The 15,359-nt window shown below is 70.3% G+C and carries 14 protein-coding genes; 8 read left to right on the forward strand and 6 right to left on the reverse strand.

Annotated features, from left to right (window positions below; genetic code table 11):
* Window positions 1-10: 10 nt before the first annotated feature.
* From C4K88_RS08145 to C4K88_RS08160, 4 genes are all read right to left on the reverse strand, one after another.
* The gene (locus C4K88_RS08145; RefSeq protein ID WP_241521779.1) at window positions 11-610 is read right to left on the reverse strand and encodes a rhomboid family intramembrane serine protease; all 600 of its coding nucleotides are present in this window, start codon (window positions 608-610) and stop codon (window positions 11-13) included.
* Between the two features lie 11 nt (window positions 611-621).
* Window positions 622-1,851, reverse strand: a complete 1,230-nt coding sequence (gene ilvA / locus C4K88_RS08150) for a threonine ammonia-lyase (protein WP_104121301.1) — start codon at window positions 1,849-1,851, stop codon at window positions 622-624.
* A gap of 77 nt (window positions 1,852-1,928) precedes the next feature.
* On the reverse strand, window positions 1,929-3,245 hold the full coding sequence (locus C4K88_RS08155) for an AI-2E family transporter (RefSeq protein ID WP_104121130.1): 1,317 nt from the start codon (window positions 3,243-3,245) through the stop codon (window positions 1,929-1,931).
* A gap of 34 nt (window positions 3,246-3,279) precedes the next feature.
* Window positions 3,280-4,191, reverse strand: coding sequence for an aldose 1-epimerase family protein (locus tag C4K88_RS08160; protein ID WP_104121131.1), 912 nt, complete (start codon window positions 4,189-4,191; stop codon window positions 3,280-3,282).
* Window positions 4,192-4,310: 119 nt separating this feature from the next.
* On the opposite strand from C4K88_RS08160, the gene C4K88_RS08165 reads away from it, so the two are divergent.
* The 3 genes from C4K88_RS08165 to galK are packed head-to-tail and all read left to right on the forward strand — an operon-like array spanning window position 4,311 to window position 7,392.
* The gene (locus tag C4K88_RS08165; protein ID WP_104121132.1) at window positions 4,311-5,111 is read left to right on the forward strand and encodes a DeoR/GlpR family DNA-binding transcription regulator; all 801 of its coding nucleotides are present in this window, start codon (window positions 4,311-4,313) and stop codon (window positions 5,109-5,111) included.
* On the forward strand, window positions 5,108-6,238 hold the full coding sequence (gene galT, locus C4K88_RS08170; protein ID WP_104121133.1) for a galactose-1-phosphate uridylyltransferase: 1,131 nt from the start codon (window positions 5,108-5,110) through the stop codon (window positions 6,236-6,238). The genes C4K88_RS08165 and galT overlap by 4 nt, the downstream gene beginning before the upstream one ends.
* Window positions 6,235-7,392 carry a galactokinase gene (gene galK / locus C4K88_RS08175; protein WP_104121134.1) on the forward strand — a complete coding sequence of 386 codons (1,158 nt, stop codon included), beginning with the start codon at window positions 6,235-6,237 and terminating at the stop codon, window positions 7,390-7,392. Before galT ends, galK begins: the two co-directional genes overlap by 4 nt.
* Window positions 7,393-7,491: 99 nt before the next feature.
* On the opposite strand, the gene C4K88_RS08180 is transcribed toward galK, so the two are convergent.
* Entirely contained in the window at window positions 7,492-8,349 is an 858-nt protein-coding gene (locus tag C4K88_RS08180; RefSeq protein ID WP_104121135.1) for a Bax inhibitor-1/YccA family protein, read from the reverse strand.
* Window positions 8,350-8,701: 352 nt separating this feature from the next.
* On the opposite strand from C4K88_RS08180, the gene C4K88_RS08185 reads away from it, so the two are divergent.
* From C4K88_RS08185 to C4K88_RS08205, 5 genes are all read left to right on the forward strand, one after another.
* Entirely contained in the window at window positions 8,702-9,982 is a 1,281-nt protein-coding gene (locus C4K88_RS08185; protein WP_104121302.1) for a branched-chain amino acid ABC transporter permease, read from the forward strand.
* Between the two features lie 8 nt (window positions 9,983-9,990).
* A complete protein-coding gene (locus C4K88_RS08190; RefSeq protein WP_104121136.1) occupies window positions 9,991-10,971 on the forward strand; it encodes a branched-chain amino acid ABC transporter permease in 981 nt (326 codons plus the stop codon).
* A gap of 158 nt (window positions 10,972-11,129) precedes the next feature.
* Window positions 11,130-12,116 (forward strand): ABC transporter ATP-binding protein, encoded by a 987-nt coding sequence (locus C4K88_RS08195; protein WP_104121303.1) that lies wholly within the window; start codon window positions 11,130-11,132, stop codon window positions 12,114-12,116.
* Complete coding sequence (locus C4K88_RS08200; RefSeq protein ID WP_104121137.1) at window positions 12,116-12,856, forward strand: ABC transporter ATP-binding protein; 741 nt, start codon at window positions 12,116-12,118, stop codon at window positions 12,854-12,856. Before C4K88_RS08195 ends, C4K88_RS08200 begins: the two co-directional genes overlap by 1 nt.
* 156 nt (window positions 12,857-13,012) lie before the next feature.
* Entirely contained in the window at window positions 13,013-13,723 is a 711-nt protein-coding gene (locus tag C4K88_RS08205) for a hypothetical protein (protein ID WP_104121138.1), read from the forward strand.
* A 123-nt stretch (window positions 13,724-13,846) separates the two neighbouring features.
* On the opposite strand, the gene C4K88_RS08210 is transcribed toward C4K88_RS08205, so the two are convergent.
* Window positions 13,847-15,244 carry an ABC transporter substrate-binding protein gene (locus C4K88_RS08210; protein WP_104121139.1) on the reverse strand — a complete coding sequence of 466 codons (1,398 nt, stop codon included), beginning with the start codon at window positions 15,242-15,244 and terminating at the stop codon, window positions 13,847-13,849.
* Window positions 15,245-15,359: the final 115 nt, after the last annotated feature.

Here is a 15,359-nt window from a genome sequence, read left to right on the forward strand (position 1 = left end):
CGGGGGTCGGCTACGCGCCGATCCCGAAGCGGTCCGCCCTCCCGGGGGCGGGCCGCTTCCGTTTGAGCAGGAACGCGGCGAGGACGCCCCCGAGGGCCCCGAAGAGGTGCGCCTGCCAGGAGATGTTCGAGCCGACCGTGGGCAGGACGCCCCACAGGATGGACCCGTACGCGGCGAAGAGGACGACGGCGAGCAGGATCTGCTTCCAGTCCCGGTTGTAGAAGCCGCGGGTGATCAGATAGGTGAAGAGGCCGAACACCACGCCCGACGCCCCGATCGTGAGCCCGCCCCCGAAGATCCACGTGCCGAACCCGGAGGCGAGCCAGCAGATGCCGATCGCCGCGACGAACCGGCGCGCACCCTCCAGGAAGGCCAGGAAGCCGAGGACCAGCAGGGGCAGCGTGTTGCTGGCCAGGTGCTGGACGCCGCCGTGCAGGAGGGGCGCGAAGACCACGCCGTCGAGCCCGTCCACGTCGCGGGGGGCGATCCCGAGGGTCCGCACGAGCAGGTCCCCGAGTGCGGCGTTGACCAGGAAGACCGCCCACATCGCGGCGACGAGACCGACGACCGTGATCAGTCCGGCCTGCGCCCGCCGGGCGAGGGGCGGCACGTCCCCGGTCCTCATCCCTGCACGACCATGGGTTGGAAGCCTTCGGCGCGGAGGTTGCTGAGGACCTGCTCGCAGTGCTCGTCGCCCTTCGTCTCCATGTTGATGGTGATCGCGACGTCGCCCATGCTGATGGACCCGCCCACCCGGGTGTGGTCGACGCCGGTCACGTTGGCGTCCGATTCCGCGATGATCCGGGAGATCGTCGCGAGCGAGCCCGGGCGGTCGTCGAGGAGCATGCGCACCACCAGGTAGCGTCCCGCCGCGGCGAGGCCGCGCTGGATGACCTTCAGCATGAGCATCGGATCGATGTTGCCGCCGGAGAGCACCACCACGGTGTTGCCCGGGTCCGCGCCGTCCTCCGTCAGCTTGCCGTCGAGCAGGGCCGCCACACCGACGGCGCCCGCCGGTTCGACGACCATCTTCGAGCGTTCCAGCAGGAAGATGAGCGCCCGCGCGAGGGAGTCCTCGCTCACCGTCACGACGTCGTCCACGAGTTCCCGGATGATCGAGAAGGGCAGCTGGCCCGGCCGGCCGACGGCGATGCCGTCCGCCATGGTCGAGACCTTGGTCAGGGGCACGAGGGCGTCCGCCGCGAGGGACGGCGGGTAGGCGGCCGCGTTCTCCGCCTGCACGCCGATGATCCGGATGTCCCGTCCGAGCTCCTTCGCGCGCGCCTTCACGGCGACCGACACCCCGGCGAGAAGACCGCCGCCGCCGACGCCGATGAGGATGGTGTCGACGTCGGGCACCTGTTCGAGGATCTCGAGGCCGAGGGTGCCCTGGCCGGCCACGACGTCGACGTCGTCGAAGGGGTGCACGAACACCGCCCCCGTCTCGTCGGCGTACCTCCGGGCCTCGGCGAGCGCCTCGTCGACGTTGTGGCCGTGCAGTACCACCTCCGCGCCGTGGCCGCGCGTGGCGGCGAGCTTCGGGAGGGCGACGCCGAGGGGCATGTAGATGCGGGCCGCGATACCCAGCCGGGCGGCCGCCACGGCCACGCCCTGCGCGTGGTTCCCGGCGGAGGCGGCGACGACGCCCCGGGCGCGTTCGGCGTCGGTCAGCTTCGCCATGCGGTTGTAGGCCCCGCGCACCTTGAAGGAGCCGGCACGCTGCAGGTTCTCGCACTTGAAGGACACGGTGGAGCCGGTGAGCCGTCCGAGGGCCCGGGACTGCTCGATGGGTGTGCGGGCGATGACCCCGGCGAGGGTCCGGTGCGCCGCCTCGACGTCGGCGAGGGTCACGGCGAGGTCGGTGGCGGGGTCGGCGGCGAAGGCGGTGCTTGTCGGGGCGAAGCCGGTGCTTGGTGCGGTCTGCTCGGTCACGGGGTGGTCTCTTCCTGGGGGGCTGGCGCGGCGGGCTGGTCCGGGGTGCTGGCCGGTGACGACGGAGACTCGTGCTCCCCCGCGACCGGCCCGCTAATGCCGCCCCCTCCCCCCTGGGGCCAGCCCTGCCGGAGCACGGCGTCGTCGTCCTCCCAGGCCCGGCGCGAGATGTAGCGCACGGACGCGTTGAGGACCGCCAGGATCGGGACGGAGAACAGGGCGCCGGGGATCCCGGCGACGATCGTGCCGCCGGCGACGGCGAGGACCACCGCGAGCGGGTGGAGGGCGACGGCCGGTCCCATGACGAGCGGCTGGAGGATGTGTCCCTCGATCTGCTGCACGAGGAGGACGATCGCGAGCATGATCAGGGCGTTGACCCACCCGTTGGCGACGAGCGCGAGGAGGACGGCGACGGAGCCGGTGGCCAGTGCGCCGACGACGGGGATGAAGGAGCCGAGGAACACGAGGACGCCGAGCGGCAGGGCCAGGGGCACCCCGATGATGGCGGCTCCCGCCCCGATGCCGATGGCGTCCACGGCAGCGACGAGGATCTGGACGCGCACGTACCGCGCCATGGACAGCCATCCCGTGCGCCCGGCGCCGTCGACGGCGGCCCGCGCGCGGAGCGGCATGAGTCCGACGACGAACCGCCAGATCCGGGGGCCGTCGAGCAGGAAGAAGATCAGGGCGAACACCGTGAGGAAGATGCCCGCCGCGACGTGCCCGGCGGTGGACCCGAAGGAGAGGGCGCCGCTGAGGATGGAGGCGCTGTTGTTCTGGATGGCTCCGACGAGGTCCTGCAGGTACTGGTCGATCTGCGTCGCGCTGAGCTGCAGGGGCCCCTGCGCCAGCCACCCCAGCAGCTGCTGCACCCCGGCGACGGCCTCCCCCCACAGGCTCGCCATGCCGACCACCAGCTGCTGACCGACGAGCACGAGGGCGCCCGTGATGACGCCGAAGAATCCGACGAGCGTGATGGCGACGGCCAGGCCGTTCGGGACGCGCCGGCGATGCAGGGCGATCTTCAGCGGCGTGAGCAGGGCGGCGAGCAGGCCCGCGACCATGAGCGGGATGATCAGCACCGAGATGTAGGTGAGCAGGTAGATCAGCACGCCGCCGACGACGACGACGAGTCCCAGCCGCCAGGCCCAGGACGCGGCGATGCGCAGGGCATAGGGGACATCGGACCGGTCATCCGCCCGGAGAGGGACGGCCGCGCCCCGGCGCTGCGACGGTTCGGGGAGGATCACGGCACCGCGGCTCACGGCGCGCTGCAGGGCACGCTGGGGTTTCGCTCCGCGGAGACGCTGCATGCGCCAATCTTTCCACAGAACCCCGGCGTGCCCGCTACCCGAGAGCCGGCAGGATGCCCCATCGGGCCGAGAACGACGCCCCCGGGTCGAGCCACCGCAGGCCCTCCCCCGAGTTGAACGCGTCGGCCGGGGCGGTCATCGGTTCGATGGCCACGGCCTTGTCCGCTCCGGGGTAGACGGTGCTCACGTACACGTGGGCGTACGCGAAGGCGGCGTCGGCCCAGAGGGTGACGCTGCGGCCGTCCGGCGCGGTGAGGACGTGCTCGTGACGCCCGCCGACGGTGGCGAGGGACGCGAAGGCGGTGTCGAACCGGAGCTCGCCGACCCGTCGGCCGGTCCGCAGGTCGTGCTGCCCGGTGACGGCCACCGTGCCGGTGGGGATCGAGCGGTCGTCGGTCTCGATCATCTCGTCCGCCAGCACGGTCAGCGTCAGCTCCTCCGTGGGTACGTCCGAGATCCTGAGGTAGGGGTGGGCGCCGAGTGCGAAGGGCGCGGCGTCCGGGGAGAGGTTCGTCAGCTCCTGCGTGACCGTGAGCTGCTCCTCCGTGAGTTCGTAGGTGGCGCGGTGGAGGAGGTGGAAGGGATAGCCGTGCTGGGGGAAGATCTCGGCCTCGAGGACGGCGTGCGCGGCGCCGACGTCGACCGCCCGGTAGCCGGTGTTGCGGAGGAGCCCGTGGATGGCGTTGCCCCTGGCCGGCTCCGTGATGTCGAGGCGCTGTTCGGTGCCGTGCAGCGACCAGCGGCCGCCGGCCACGCGGTTCGGCCACGGAGCGAGGAGGATCCCACCGCCCCCGGCAGGGATGTCGCCGTCGCCCCAGGTCTCGGTGAGTGCGACGCCGTCGTACTCGTAGGAGCGCAGGGCCGCCGCGAGGGTCGCGACGACGACCGTCGCCGCGCCTGCCCGCAGGGTGTGATTGATGCCGCTTGCCGGTCGTGGAGTCGCCATGCAGCGATGCTACCCGCGCGCGAACGATCCCTGCCCCGAGGACTCCGCCCCGCTATGATAGGTTTTGTTCGTTTCAGTGCGGACCCGTTCGATTCAGTCTTCATCCCGACAGGAGGGCCATGCTCGCAGCAGAGCGCCATGCGGCGATCCTCGAGCGACTCTCCGGTCAGCCGGCGGTGCGGGTGAGCGGGCTGGCGGTCGCGCTCGGCGTGTCGGAGATGACGGTCCGCCGGGACATCGACACCCTGGAGGCCCGCGGGGCGCTGGTCCGGGTCCACGGTGGAGCCGTGCGCCCGGGCAGCCTCAGCTCCGTCGAGGCGGGCTTCGACGCCAACCGGACGCGGGCCGGCGAGGCGAAGCAGCAGATCGCGGCCACGGCGGTGTCCCTCCTGGCCCCCGGCATGACGGTCTCCGTCACGGGCGGCACCACCACCTTCGCCCTCGCCCCGCTCCTGTCCCGGGTCCGGGGGCTGACGGTGATCACCAACTCACTGCCCCTCGCGGACGAACTGTTCCGGCTCGGCGCCGGGGCGCCCTCCGGGAGCGCGCCCCGGGTGCTGCTCTCCGGTGGGGAACTCACCCCGTCGAAGGCCCTCGTGGGCCCGCTCGCAACCGGCACCATCGGCTCCCTCCGGGCGGACGTCTGCTTCATGGGTGCCCACGGCGTGGACGCCGCCGCGGGCATCACCACCCCCAACCTCGCCGAGGCGGACACCAACCAGGCGTTCGCGCGCACCTGCGGCCGGCTCGTGGTGCTTGCGGACGCGACCAAGATCGGCGTCGTGAGCCTCGCCCGCGTCGCCGCGCTCGAGGCCGCGGCCGACCTCGTCACCGACCGGCACCCCGGCGCCGACTACGCCGCCCGTACCCGCATCCTCTGCGACCCCGTCCCCGACCCCCACCCGGAAGAGCGCCCATGACCCTCGTCACCCCCACCCGCCTGTCCGACGGACGCGAACTGATCTACTTCGACGCGCACGAGGCCGGCGCCGCACGGCACCGCGACGCGGCCGCCGCGCACGACGCCCGTGGGCTGCCCGCACGCGGACCGGCCGGCACCGCCCGGTACGACGCCCTGACCGGCGAGTGGATCGCCGTCGCCGCCCACCGCCAGTCCCGCACCCACCTGCCCCCCGCGGACCAGTGCCCGCTGTGCCCGACGACGGCGGAGAACCTCTCGGAGATCCCCGCCGCCGACTACGAGGTCGTCGTGTTCGAGAACCGCTTCTCCTCCTTCGGCCCCGATCTCGGCGACCTCCCGGCCGGCCCCGTGTGGGGGACGACGACGACGGCGTTCGGCCGGTGCGAGGTCGTCGCGTTCGACTCCGCCCACGAGGGCTCCTTCGGGTCCCTGCAGCCCGAGCGCGCCCGGACCGTGATCGATGCCTGGGCCCACCGCACCGAGGCGCTGTCCGCGATGCCCGGGATCAAGCAGGTCTTCTGCTTCGAGAACCGCGGAGCGGACATCGGCGTGACGCTCCTGCACCCGCACGGGCAGATCTACGCCTACCCGTTCATCCCGCCCCGCGCCGCGACGCTCGCCGCGAAGGCCGCCGATTTCTTCGAGGCCTCCGACGGGCGGCAGACCCTCATGGGGCACGCCCTCGCCGCCGAACGGCATTCCGGGGAGCGCATGGTCATCGAGGGCGAGCACTTCAGCGCCTTCGTGCCCTTCGCCGCCCGCTGGCCCCTCGAGGTCCACCTGGTCCCCCACCGGCAGGTCGCGGACCTCGCCGGCCTCACGGGCGAGGAGCGGGACGAGCTCACGACGGTCTACCTCGAGCTCCTCGGCCGGCTCGACGCCCTCTACCCCACGCCCACCCCGTACATCGCGGCCTGGCAGCAGGCACCCGTCGACGCCGCTCTCCGGCCGGCGAGCTACCTCCACCTGCAGCTCACCTCCCCCCGCCGTGCCGCCGACAAGCTGAAGTTCCTGGCGGGCTCCGAAGCGGCCATGGGCGCCTTCATCAACGACACCACCCCGGAGAAGGTGGCGGAGGCCCTCCGCGCCGCCACTCCCGCCACCGCCCGGAAGGACCAGGCATGAACACCACCCCCCACGATCTCGCGGCCGCCTTCGCCGACCGCTTCGGGTCCGAACCGGACGGCCTCTGGGCCGCCCCCGGGCGCGTGAACGTCATCGGTGAGCACACCGACTACAACGACGGCTTCGTCCTCCCCTTCGCCATCACGCACTCGACGACGGTGGCCGTCGCGGTACGTCCGAACCGGATGGTGCGCGTGGCCTCGACCTTCGCCCCGGACGACGACCCGGTGACCGTGGACCTCGACACCCTCGAGGAGGGTAGCGTCACGGGCTGGGCGGCCTATCCGCTCGGCGTCCTGTGGGCCATGGAGCACTCCGGCTACCGGTGCCCCGGCATGGACATCCTCGTGGATTCGTCGGTCCCCGTCGGCGCGGGGCTCTCCTCCTCCGCCGCGCTCGAGTGCGCCGTCGGCGTCGCGGCCAACGACCTCTCGGAGGCGGGGATCTCGCGTCGCGAGTTGGCCACCATCGGGCAGCTCGCCGAGAACCGCATGGTCGGCGCGCCGACCGGCGTCATGGACCAGTCCGCGTCGCTGTTCGGGGAGGTGGGGCACGCCGTCTTCCTCGACTGCCGGTCCGGGGAGTCCCGGCTGGTGCCGCTGGACCTCGAGGGCGCGGGGCTCGAGCTGATGGTCATCGACACCCGTGTCAGCCATTCCCACTCATCCGGGGGCTATGCGGCCCGCCGCCGGTCCTGTGAACTCGGCGCCGAACTCATGGGGGTCCCCGCGCTGCGTGACCTCTCCGTCGAGGACCTCGCCGAGGCGGCGGGCGTCCTGGACGAGGAGACGTTCCGGCGGGTGCGCCACATCGTCACCGAGAACGCACGGGTCGAGGACGCCGTGGACATCCTGTCCCGGAAGGGCCCCGCCGACCTCGGCCCCGTCCTCGTGGCCAGCCACGCCTCGATGCGCGACGACTTCGAGATCTCCTGCCCCGAACTCGACACCGCGGTGGACGCCGCCCTGGACGCCGGGGCGCTCGGCGCCCGGATGACCGGCGGCGGCTTCGGCGGCGCGGCGATCGCCCTGGCCCGCGTCGACGACGTCCCTGCCATCCGCGCGGCCGTCGAGGCCGCCTTCTCGTCCGCCGGCTACCCGGAGCCGGCGATCTTCGGTGTCCTCCCCGGAGCCGGGGCGGGGCGCGTGGCCTGACGACCCGGCCCAGCAGCCCTGGAACGACGAAGGACCCGCACCCCCGAGGGGTGCGGGTCCTTCTCGCTCTTCCGACCGATCGGCCGGCGCCGGTCGCTGCTAGTCGCTGCCGCGGAGGATCGCGAGGAGGCGCAGGATCTCGACGTACAGCCAGATCAGGGTGACGGTCAGGCCGAAGGCCGCCGTCCACGAGTACTTCTGGGGGGCGCCGGCGCGGACGCCCTCGCTGATCGAGGTGAAGTCGATGATCAGCGAGAAGGCCGCGAGGCCGATGGCGAAGAGACCGATAACGACGCCGAAGGGAATGTTCGTGCCGGGGATCATCTCACTCCGCATCCCGAACATGCTGTCCGTTGCGCCGAAGACCATCATGCCCAGGTTCACCAGCGAGAACAGGGCGTAGCTGATGAGGGCGATCATGAAGAACTTCATGGCCTTCGGCGTCGCACGCACCTTGCCGCTCTTGAAGAGCGCCAGCGTGACGCCGAAGACGATGAAGGTGCCGACGACCGCCTGGACGGCGATGCCCGGCCACATGGCCTCGAAGAACATGGTGAGGCCACCGACGAACAGGCCCTCGAGGAAGGCGTAGGCGAGGATCAGCGCCGGCGACGGCTCGCGCCGGAAGGCGTTGACGAGGCCGAGCACGAAGCCGCCGAGTGCACCCACGACCATGAGGGGCAGGGCGAGGTCGCGGAGGACGAAGGCGGGGATGGCGGCGCCCACCAGGACGACGCCGAGGCAGAGCAGCGTCTTCACGATCACGTCGTCGAAGGTCATGCGACCGGTCTGCGCGGGCCCGGCGGACGGCTGCTTGTACATGTGCTCCAGCTGCTGCTGGTCCGCCATGGTCTGGCCGGCGTACATCGTGGTGCCGGCTCCTGCCGCCTGGGTGCCGCCCCGGGTCGCGGAACGGAAGGTCTTCCCGTTGAATACCGGATTACCGCCAAGTGCCATTATCTGTAGTCCTCCATCAGGGGGCTGGGTGTCGTAGTGATCTTACCAAGAGCAACGGTCCGGCCCGGGGTTCGTTCCCGGGAGGCGAGCGTTCTCACGCCGTCCCGGAATTTCAATACCAAGGGCCCTTGGTGAAACTTTCGTTATCGAATCGCTATCTTCGGTGGGGGCTTTTTCGATGAGTGGAAACAAGCCCCTAGTAACATGATCCACACGTCCGTGACAATCGTCACATACCTTGGTCCCGGTGGTTGCCAGCCGGGCTTGCCCCCACCGTGGAGGTCCCATCTTGATCACCCTGTCCACGCCTGCACGGATCAGGAGGTCGCTGCTCCTGGTGCTCGGCCTCCTGATGCTCGTGCTGCTCGGCGCTCCCGCGGCGCAGGCGTCCCTGCCGTCGTCCGTCCCCGCGGTGCACCAGACGCAGCTCCCCGCCGCCACCCAGGCGCCGCAGTTCGAGAACCGGATCGGGGGCGTCCTCCGCGGCGCCGACGGGCCCATCGCCGGTGTGACGGTCACCGCCAAGGGCAACGGCTTCGAGGGTGAAGCCACCTCCGGCCCCAATGGCGCCTGGAGCATCGGCGTCCCCGAGCAGGGCACCTACGAGGTGGAGGTCGACGAGGGGACGCTCCCCGAGGGGGTCGCCCTCGCGGAGGGCCAGGAGAATCCCCGCCAGGTGACCTTCGCCAACACCTCGAGCGCCACCACCCTCTTCCTGTTCGGCGAGGGCATCGTCTCCCAGCAGGCGACCTTCCTGGACACGCTCGCCGAGCGCGCCCTCGCGGGCTTCAGCTTCGGCCTCCTCCTGGCGCTGAGCGCCGTCGGACTCTCCCTGATCTTCGGCACCACGGGCCTCACCAACTTCGCCCACGGCGAGATGGTCACCGTGGGCGCAGTCCTCGCCTTCGCCTTCTCGGCCACCCTCGGGCTGCCGATCGGCGTCGCGATCGTGTTGGGGGTCATCGGTGGCGGCCTCCTCGGCTACGTCCAGGACGCCGGCCTCTGGAAGCCCCTCCGTCACCGCGGGACCGGCCTCGTCCCCATGATGATCGTGAGCATCGGCCTCGCCCTCGCGCTGCGCTACACCATCCAGTTCTTCTTCGGCGGGGCCACGCAGCAGCTGCCGGGGTCGCAGAGCGCGATCATCGAGTTCGGTTCCGTGGCCATCTCCCGCAACAACCTGACCTCCCTGATCGTGAGCCTCGTGACCATCCTGCTGGTCGCGTTCCTGCTCCTGCGCACGCGCATCGGCAAGGCCACCCGCGCGGTCGCGGACAACCCGGCCCTCGCCGCGGCGTCGGGCATCGACGTGGACCGCGTGATCCGGATCGTGTGGGTCGTCGGCGGCATGCTCGCCGCCCTCGGTGGCATCCTGTGGGCCTACTACCGCCCCGGTGTCTCCTACAACATGGGCCAGCAGATCCTCCTGCTCGTCTTCGCGGGCGTCACGCTCGGCGGCCTGGGCACGGTCTTCGGCGCCCTCGTCGGTTCCATCATCGTCGGCCTCTTCGTGGAGATCTCCACCATCTGGCTGGAGGCGGACCTCAAGTACGTCGGGGCACTGCTCATTCTGATTCTCGTGCTCCTCTTCCGGCCACAGGGCATCCTCGGCCGCAGTGAGCGGATAGGTTAGGGCTCTTCATGGACTTCGGAAACATCCTCATCAACGCATTCGGCGAGATGATCAGCCCGACCACCGCGGCGTACGCCCTTGCCGCCCTCGGACTCGCCGTGCACTTCGGCTACTCGGGTCTCCTGAACTTCGGGCAGGCCGGCTTCATGGCCGTCGGCGCATACGGCTACGCCATCTCGACCCTGTCCTTCGGCGCACCGCTCCCGGTGGCCGTCCTCGTGGCCGTCGTCGCCTCCGTGCTCTTCGCGATCATCCTCGGCATACCCACCCTCCGTCTGCGGGCGGACTACCTGGCGATCGTGACGATCGCCGCGGCGGAGATCATCCGCTACATCGTGACCACCAACGGACTCACGGACATCACCGGCTCGGCCAACGGGCTCGCGGCGTTCGAGGGCGGGTTCTTCGGCCTCAACCCCTTCCCCCAGGGGACCTACAACGTCGGCCCACTCGGCATGAACGAGCGGGACCTGTGGATCCGCATCGTCGCCTGGAGCGTCGTCACCATCGCGTGCCTCCTGGTCTGGCTCCTCGTCCGCAGCCCGTGGGGCCGCGTCCTGAAGGGCATCCGCGAGGACGAGAACGCCGTCCGTTCGCTGGGCAAGAACGTGTACGCCTACAAGATGCAGGCCCTGATCATCGGCGGCGTGCTCGGGTCGATCGCGGGCATCATCTTCACGCTGCCGCGCGGCGCCGTCCAGCCGGCGAACTACGCCACGGAGCTGACGTTCTTCCTCTACACCTGCCTCCTCCTCGGCGGCATGGCCACGGTCCTCGGGCCCGTGGTCGGCGCGATGATCTTCTGGGTGGTGCTCTCGCTGACGCAGGGAATCCTGTACGGCCTGATCGAGACCGGCACCATCACGTTCCTGACCGCCTCCCAGGCGGGTCAGCTGCGCTACATCCTCGTGGGTGTGGCCCTGATGCTGCTCATGATCTTCAGGCCGCAGGGCGTCCTGGGTAACAAGAAGGAGTTGGCGTTCGCATGACCGGCAACCGAGACGACAACAACCACCACGACGGCGACCCGGAGATCATCCCGGGCGACGTCGCTCCGGCCGCGTCCGGCGCACACGCTGCGGGGACCCCGGACGACGTCGCCCAGGGCGGCTCGGCCGCCGGCGGCGCCCCGCCGGGCCAGGACTACATGACGGACACCGCGCCCATCGCCTCCGGTGAGACGAAGCCGGGATGCAGCAAGCGCGACCCCATCGTCGTCGCCCGGAAGGTGACCCGCAGCTTCGGCGGCATCAACGCCGTCGACGTCGAGCACCTCGAGATCCCGCGGCACAAGATCACCGCCCTGATCGGCCCCAACGGCGCCGGCAAGACGACACTGTTCAACCTGCTCACCGGGTTCGACACCCCGAACAGCGGCGACTGGGAGTTCGACGGCAAGCCGCTCGCGAAGGTCGCCTCGCACAAGGTGGCCAGGATGGGCATGGTGCGCACCTTCCAGCTCACCAAGGTCATGGGCAAGCTCACCGTCATGGAGAACATGCGCCTCGGCGCAGCCGACCAGCCCGGTGAGAGCCTCGGCCGGGCCCTGTTCAAGGGCCTCTGGGGTGGGCGGGAACGGGAGATCACTAAGCAGGCCGACGTCCTGCTGGAGAAGTTCAAGCTCGACACCAAGCGCGACGACTACGCGGCGTCGCTGTCCGGCGGGCAGCGCAAGCTCCTCGAGATGGCGCGCGCCCTCATGGTCCGGCCGCGGCTCGTGATGCTGGACGAGCCGATGGCCGGCGTCAACCCGGCGCTCACGCAGTCGCTCCTGGAACACATCAAGAACCTCAAGGCGGAGGGGATGACCGTCCTGTTCGTCGAGCACGACATGCAGATGGTCCGCCACATCGCCGACTGGGTGGTGGTCATGGCCGAGGGGAAGGTCGTCGCGGAGGGGCCACCCGCGGTCGTCATGAAGGACCAGGCCGTGATCGACGCCTACCTGGGCGCGCACCACGACGTGGACCTCGGCGCTGCCGAGGGCATCGAGCGCCTCGAGGCGGAGCTGGCCCACGACGAGGAATCGGTCATCGGGACCGAGAACGAGGGGGTCCTCGGCCACGGTGTCGTCGAGCTCGGAGGCGAACCGCGTGCGGCGGACCCCGCGCACAAGGATGAGGAGACGAAGTAATGGCTGAATTCACGGGCGACTCCGTCGTCAAGGTCACCGATCTCGTCGCGGGGTACCTCCCCGGCGTGAACATCCTGAACGGGTGCAGCATCGAGGCGCGCCGCGGTGAGCTCATCGGGATCATCGGACCCAACGGGGCCGGCAAGTCGACGCTCCTGAAGGCGATGTTCGGGCTCGTGAAGGTGCACTCCGGCACCGTCATCGTCCGCGGCGAGGACCTCACCGGCCTGAAGGCGAACAAGCTCGTCAGCCTGGGCGTCGGCTTCGTCCCGCAGAACAACAACGTCTTCTCCACGCTGACCATCGAGGAGAACCTCCAGATGGGCATGTACCAGCGGCCGAAGGACTTCAGGGAGCGCTTCGACTTCGTGGCGAGTCTCTTCCCGGAACTCGCGAAGCGGCGGGCGCAGCGGGCCGGGTCGCTCTCCGGCGGTGAACGGCAGATGGTCGCGATGGGCCGGGCCCTGATGATGGATCCCGCCGTGCTGCTGCTGGACGAGCCGTCGGCCGGCCTCTCGCCCGTGAAGCAGGACGAGACGTTCCTCCGGGTGCACGAGATCAACAGGGCCGGGGTCTCGGTGATCATGGTGGAGCAGAACGCGCGCCGCTGCCTGCAGATCTGCGACCGCGCCTATGTCCTGGATCAGGGCCGGGACGCCTATACGGGCACCGGCCGCGAGCTGATGAAGGACCCGAAGGTCATCCAGCTGTACCTCGGTACCCTGGCCGACACCGCCTGAGCGCTGCCCCGGGGCCGGACCCGTCCGGTTACCGGGCACGATCCGGACGCCGAAAGCAAGGGAGGGCGGAACCCGCACTGGTTCCGCCCTCTCTTGCGTTGTGCCCCGTTACCGTGGGACGGGACAGCAGGGCAGGGCATCGGATGGGGGCGGCACATGGCAGGGCGGATCAGCGGCGCGATCGGCGCGGGCTTCGAGGGCCTCTTCCGCGGGATCAAGCGGATCCGGCGACACCGCCCCATCCACACGCGCGGGCTCCGGCTCGACGGGACCGTCGTGGTCCACGAGCACGGCCTCCGCAGCGGCATCGCCTGGGTCGACGAGCCGGGACGGTCCGCCGCGACAGCCCGCGTCTCCCGTTCGGCAGGTCTTCCGGACGGGCTACCGGACGTCGTGGGACTCGCGGCACGGTTCCACCACCCCGGCAACGGATCCGGGCCCTCGACGTTCTCCGACCTCCTGCTGTCCTCGACCGGCTGGTCCCTCCCCGGCCGCTTCGTCCTCGTCCCGCGTCTCCGGATCTCCCCGACTCCCTTCAGCACGATGATGCCGTACCGGGGCGACGACGGCCCCGTCCTCCTCGGTGCGCGCACCCTCGCCCCCGCCGGGCTCCCTGCGTCGCTCCGTGCGCTCGAACGCACCCTCGGATCCTCCGCCTGGCAGCTCGGCCTCTACTTCGCGACGCCCGTCGGGCCCTGGCAGCACTTCGGCACCCTCACCCTCTCCCTGAGCCCGGAGGCGGAGGAGAGGGATCTCCGCTTCGACGCCGTCATCCACCCCCTCGCGGGGGCCCGGACCTACGAGTGGGCGCGTCGCGTCCGCGAGCCCTCCTACGCGCTCTCCCGGCGGGAGCCGGGCGAGCGCTGATCCCTCGGGCCGGCCGGTGTGGTCCGGGCAGCACAAAGCCCCGGTCGCGCCCTCTGAAGAGGGCGGCCGGGGCCTTGTGGGTACTGCCTGTGTCACCTACCGGGGTGGCACAGCGGACGAACCCTAGAGCTTGCCGACCTCGGAACGGCTCGGCTGGGGCTTGTTGTCGGCGTCGTACTTGTAGATACCGATGGCGGCCTCCGTGGGATCACCGTTCTCGTCGAAGGAGACCGGACCGGAGATGCCGTCGTAGTCGATGTCCTCGCCGTCGCGCAGGAGCGTGACGCAGCCGGCGAAGTCGAAGCACTTGGTGCCGTCCTTCGAGACTGCCGCGAGCTGCTCGGAGATCGCCTTGCCGTCGACACTGCCCGCCGCTTCGGAGGCCAGCGCGATGAGGTTCACGGCGTCGTAGCTCTCACCCGCGTAGGCGTAGCTCGTCAGGTTCGGATCCACCGTGGCCAGGGCTTCCTGGAAGCCGGTTCCCGTGAAGGGGCCGGGGATGGTGCCCTGGGCTCCTTCGAGGGTGCCCGGATCGAGGTCCTTGCTGTAGTCGGTGGTGTTGCCGTCGACCATGAAGATCGAGGAGGCGTCGATGCCCTTGGCGACCAGCAGCGGGACGATGCTCTTGGCCTCGTCGAAGCTGATCAGGACGATCGCGTCCGGCTTGGCCGCAGCGATGGCGTCGACCTGGCTCGAGAACTGGGAGTCGCCGGTGTTGAACATCTCGTTGCCCACGATCTGCCCGCCCGCGCCCTCGACGACCTCCTGGATGTTGCTCTGGAGGCCGGTGCCGTAGGAGTCGTTCAGGGTGATCATGCCGACGGTCTGCGCACCGCACTCCATGATGTAGTTGCCGAGGGTGCGTCCCTGGAGCACGTCCGAGGGAGCGGTGCGGAAGTACAGGCCCTGATCGTCCCAGGTCGTGAATTCCGGGGACGTGTTGGCGGGCGAGAACTGCACCACGCCTGCGCCCGTGATCTGGTTGATGACGGTCTTGGAGACGCCCGAGGACGCGGCCCCGATGATGGCGCTGACGTCCTGGGACAGGAGGTCCGTGACGGACTGCGTCGCGATGTCGGTGGTGGTGTCGCCGGAATCACGGTGCGTGATCGAGATGTCCTTGCCCAGCACGCCGCCGGCCGCGTTGACCTCCTCCACGGCGAGGTTGACGCCCGCGATCTCCGGCGGGCCGAGGAACGCGAGCGTCCCGGTGGTCGGCAGGATGGAGCCGAGCTTCAGCGGCTGGGGACTCGTGGTCTTGCTGGCGGGTACGGCCGCAGGATCACCCTTCTCGCCCTGCTCCTCGCCGGCCCCACCCTCGCTCTCGGGGCACGCCAGAGCGGATCCGCCGGCGGCCGCCGTGGTCTCCGTGCTGCCGCTGTCGCCTTCCGACTCCGTCGTCCCGCCGCCACCGCAGCCGGACGCGAAGAGCGCGACGCCCAGGCTCAGGGCAGCGATCTTCGCCGCACGCGGGGCGTTCTCCCCTAGGCCGAAACGCGCGTGGTTGCGTGTTGCAGTCATGTATTAGTCTCCTCGACCGAAAGGCTCTAGCTGCCTTTGACACGTATTGCCAGGTGTTCCTGGCCTATGGGAAAAGCTAATCCATATCCGTGTCCGTGATAAGCGAATCCGGTTA

The sequence above is a fragment of the Arthrobacter pityocampae genome (assembly GCF_002927275.1).
Lineage (GTDB): Bacteria > Actinomycetota > Actinomycetes > Actinomycetales > Micrococcaceae > Arthrobacter_D > Arthrobacter_D pityocampae.

Excerpts from the sequence above, each read along its gene's own strand:
- C4K88_RS08155 (WP_104121130.1), bottom strand. The coding sequence starts at position 3,245 with ATGCAGCGTCTCCGCGGAGCGAAACCCCAGCGTGCCCTGCAGCGCGCC.
- C4K88_RS08160 (WP_104121131.1), bottom strand. The coding sequence starts at position 4,191 with ATGGCGACTCCACGACCGGCAAGCGGCATCAATCACACCCTGCGGGCA.
- C4K88_RS08165 (WP_104121132.1), top strand. The coding sequence starts at position 4,311 with ATGCTCGCAGCAGAGCGCCATGCGGCGATCCTCGAGCGACTCTCCGGT.
- galT (WP_104121133.1), top strand. The coding sequence starts at position 5,108 with ATGACCCTCGTCACCCCCACCCGCCTGTCCGACGGACGCGAACTGATC.
- galK (WP_104121134.1), top strand. The coding sequence starts at position 6,235 with ATGAACACCACCCCCCACGATCTCGCGGCCGCCTTCGCCGACCGCTTC.
- C4K88_RS08180 (WP_104121135.1), bottom strand. The coding sequence starts at position 8,349 with ATGGCACTTGGCGGTAATCCGGTATTCAACGGGAAGACCTTCCGTTCC.
- C4K88_RS08185 (WP_104121302.1), top strand. The coding sequence starts at position 8,702 with ATGCTCGTGCTGCTCGGCGCTCCCGCGGCGCAGGCGTCCCTGCCGTCG.
- C4K88_RS08190 (WP_104121136.1), top strand. The coding sequence starts at position 9,991 with ATGGACTTCGGAAACATCCTCATCAACGCATTCGGCGAGATGATCAGC.
- C4K88_RS08195 (WP_104121303.1), top strand. The coding sequence starts at position 11,130 with ATGACGGACACCGCGCCCATCGCCTCCGGTGAGACGAAGCCGGGATGC.
- C4K88_RS08200 (WP_104121137.1), top strand. The coding sequence starts at position 12,116 with ATGGCTGAATTCACGGGCGACTCCGTCGTCAAGGTCACCGATCTCGTC.
- C4K88_RS08205 (WP_104121138.1), top strand. The coding sequence starts at position 13,013 with ATGGCAGGGCGGATCAGCGGCGCGATCGGCGCGGGCTTCGAGGGCCTC.
- C4K88_RS08210 (WP_104121139.1), bottom strand. The coding sequence starts at position 15,244 with ATGACTGCAACACGCAACCACGCGCGTTTCGGCCTAGGGGAGAACGCC.